This window comes from Neisseria sp. P0021.S006, assembly GCF_051956895.1.
Map to the genome: position 1 here is coordinate 1 of NZ_JBQCWZ010000877.1, position 604 is coordinate 604.

Annotated in this window: 1 protein-coding gene; it reads left to right on the top strand. The window is 46.2% G+C overall.

The features are described 5' to 3' along the window. Positions 1-77: 77 nt before the first annotated feature. The coding region (gene cas7c / locus ACTHUM_RS17650; protein WP_440403641.1) for a type I-C CRISPR-associated protein Cas7/Csd2 at positions 78-604 on the top strand (527 nt) is incomplete at its 3' end.

The following is a 604-nucleotide window of genomic DNA, read 5'->3' on the forward strand; positions in this document are numbered from 1 at the left end:
GGCTATTACCATCAAAAACAAAGCTATTTTGCTAAAAAAGAAACCGCTGAAACCATTGAAAACTAAGGAGCTAGAAAATGTCTGCCATTCAAAACCGCTATGAATTTGTTTACTTTTTTGACGTAACCAACGGCAACCCCAACGGCGATCCTGATGCGGGCAATATGCCGCGCCTTGACCCTGAATCCAGCAAAGGCTTGGTAACTGATGTCTGCTTAAAACGCAAAATTCGTAATTTTGTAGAAATCAGCAGCGAAAACGAAGCCGGTTACGAAATCTACGTCAAAGAAAAAAGCGTGTTAAACCTGCAAAACAAACGCGCTTATGAGGCGCTCGGAATAGAATCGGAAGCCAAAAAACTACCAAAAGACGAAGCCAAAGCCCGTGACATTACCGCTTGGATGTGCAAAAACTTCTTTGATATCCGCACCTTTGGCGCAGTGATGACCACCGAAGTCAACAGCGGGCAAGTGCGCGGCCCGGTGCAATTGGCGTTTGCACAATCCATCGACCCGATTGTGCCGCTGGAAGTTTCCATCACCCGCATGGCGGTAACCAATGAAAAAGACTTGGAAAAAGAACGCACCATGGGGCGCAAATACAT